General features: G+C 36.7%; 2 protein-coding genes. Both read right to left on the bottom strand.

What is annotated here, in order from left to right:
- Positions 1–800: 800 nt before the first annotated feature.
- The gene (locus AC1DRF_RS23625; RefSeq protein WP_427077302.1) at positions 801–1,514 is read right to left on the bottom strand and encodes a DsbA family oxidoreductase; all 714 of its coding nucleotides are present in this window, start codon (positions 1,512–1,514) and stop codon (positions 801–803) included.
- Positions 1,515–1,539: 25 nt separating this feature from the next.
- Complete coding sequence (locus AC1DRF_RS23620; protein WP_427077303.1) at positions 1,540–2,184, bottom strand: NAD(P)-dependent oxidoreductase; 645 nt, start codon at positions 2,182–2,184, stop codon at positions 1,540–1,542.
- Positions 2,185–2,346 lie beyond the last annotated feature (162 nt).

Genomic DNA, 2,346 nt, shown 5'->3' with positions numbered 1-2,346 from the left:
CTTACTTATAGTAGGTGATGAATCATTCGTATAATTAACATGTATTCCCTTGAATCATTTGATATAACAGCTATATAAGACTTCGCTACGTTTAATTAAGTAACAATTTCATCTGTGCTCCTTTTATAAATTGCTGTTCATAAAAAAGGTGGTGCAATGGAGGGATAAACTTTCTTAATAAGAGGAACTGCAAGGTTTTAGTATCTAACTGCTTAAGTATCTTCTTATTTAATTTGATAATTTTTTATACGGTCTCTTAGAGCATTAGTATACATAATAACATAGATGCATCTTCTATCAACAATTTCTTTAGGACCGTCCAATACTACTTGAGGTATTGAAGTTGCTTTCCCTACGCCAGCTTTTCCAATCTAACTTATTTATTCCACTATTAAACTTCCTTTTATTTAATCAAAAACGTTCATAAAAGTGCATAAACATATGAAGACGTTCGTAATTTGTTTTCAAACGAAAACGAACGATCAAAGTGATAGATTCCTTATATAAAAGAAAAGTCCGTAAAGGTATACTTTTACGGACGAGATATTCAATTCTATTACAAGACGTTAAAGTAATTATCATAGTAAATAAAATACATGTGCGGACACATAAAGAACCGTAGGTTCGATCATGTTGTTTACCTGGACATGCAGGAACTGTCCGCTTAATAAGTCATACTCAAGCTAAATTTTCACCCCTGCTGCATGGCGGCACCACTTCAAGACTTGGAACAACAATATCTGATTCTTGAAATACTATATTATTCTTTTGAGTTTTCTGTATCTTTTTTTGAGTATTCATTAAAATTTACATGTCCCATCTGAACAATAATCATCGAGCGACGACTTTAATTTATACTTTTCAACCTTAGCATTCGCGTACTCTTCTTTCCAAACCCGTTGGAATATTTCTAAAAATACTTGGCTAGGTTGTGCTCCTGAGATGGCATATTTGTCATTCACTACGAAAAAGGGCACGCCCTGAATCCCAATTTTTGATCCCTCGGCTCTATCAGCTGCAATATTCTTGCTATATTTATCATTTGCTAAAACATCCAAAGCTTCGTTGGCATCAAGACCTATCTCACTTGTAAGTTGAGCAAGTGTTGCATGGTCACCAATATCTAGTGAATCCGTGAAGTGAGCTTTCATAATACGCTCCATAAACTCCTGTATCTTCCCTTTCTCTTTTGCATAATAAGAAAGACGAAGTGCATCATATGAATTCGTAGGAATCATTGTATCAAATTGATAATCTAACCCAACCTCTTTTGCTTTCTGTTTCAATTGATTGTTTCTTGCTTTTGCTTTTTCATATGGGATACCATGCTTGGAAGATGCTACTTGATGGATATCCATTCCTGTATTTTTTTTCGCATATGGATCTAATTGAAAATTACGAAATAAGACTTCTACCTCTTCTTTATGTTTAAACTGTTCTAACCCTATTTCAAATTGACGTTTGCCAATATAACAAAATGGGCAAACATAGTCCGACCATATCTCAATTTTCATTTTGAATGCTCCCTTTAAAGCTAATTTAATTATTATAGACAATGGGCATTTTTCTGATTAATTGGCTTTGCCGAGCAGCAGCATACATGAATTTCGCCACATTTTCCCTAGAGACGGACATTTTACCTTGCTGATCGCCGAATGAATAATCATAAGATTGCCCTTTGTATTTAACATTAGGATTAATAATTCGAACGACTGTCCAATCCAGGTTCGAATGTTTAATAATTCCTTCCAGCTTCTTCATTTCGACATAACCGTTTGGCAAAAAGATCTTGGCCAATATTCCCGGCACCACCGTCGATAAGTTTTTCTTGTCGTCTTCAGATTGCAAGGCCGGTGTCGCGAGCGTAATCAACCTTTTTTTATTGAACTTCTTCATCGCTTTGATAATCAGTTCATGTCCGTCGGCGACCGGCGTTCCTTTAAGCTTTCGCGACATATCAGACAAAGGTCCTAGGGTGCTTATCACGACATCCGCTTCCGCAACTGCCGTTTCAATGGCTGAAGCGTTCGAGAGTTCCCCCGTTACAAGCCTCAAATTGGAATGATTTAGCTTGATTTTCTCAGGGTTTCTAACATATGCCGTAACGAAATCTCCGTTGTCTAATGCAAATCGCGTTAGAAGTTGACCGATTGCACCACTTGCACCAAAAATAGTGATGTTCATGTTCTTCTGCCTCCTTGTGTTATGGTGTCCTGAATAAAATCCTTCCATTTCTGTGCCTCGATCAGCGTAGCCGTTTCTCACATCAAAAACGGCTACCTTTTTGGTGATTGATGGCGGATTTATACCCGAGATGATTGATTTTTAATCTGTCCGATTCATACT

This window comes from Priestia sp. P5_B4, assembly GCF_056400385.1.
This window is presented reverse-complemented; position numbering and strand designations above follow the sequence as displayed.

Excerpts from the sequence above, each read along its gene's own strand:
- AC1DRF_RS23625 (WP_427077302.1), bottom strand. The coding sequence starts at position 1,514 with ATGAAAATTGAGATATGGTCGGACTATGTTTGCCCATTTTGTTATATT.
- AC1DRF_RS23620 (WP_427077303.1), bottom strand. The coding sequence starts at position 2,184 with ATGAACATCACTATTTTTGGTGCAAGTGGTGCAATCGGTCAACTTCTA.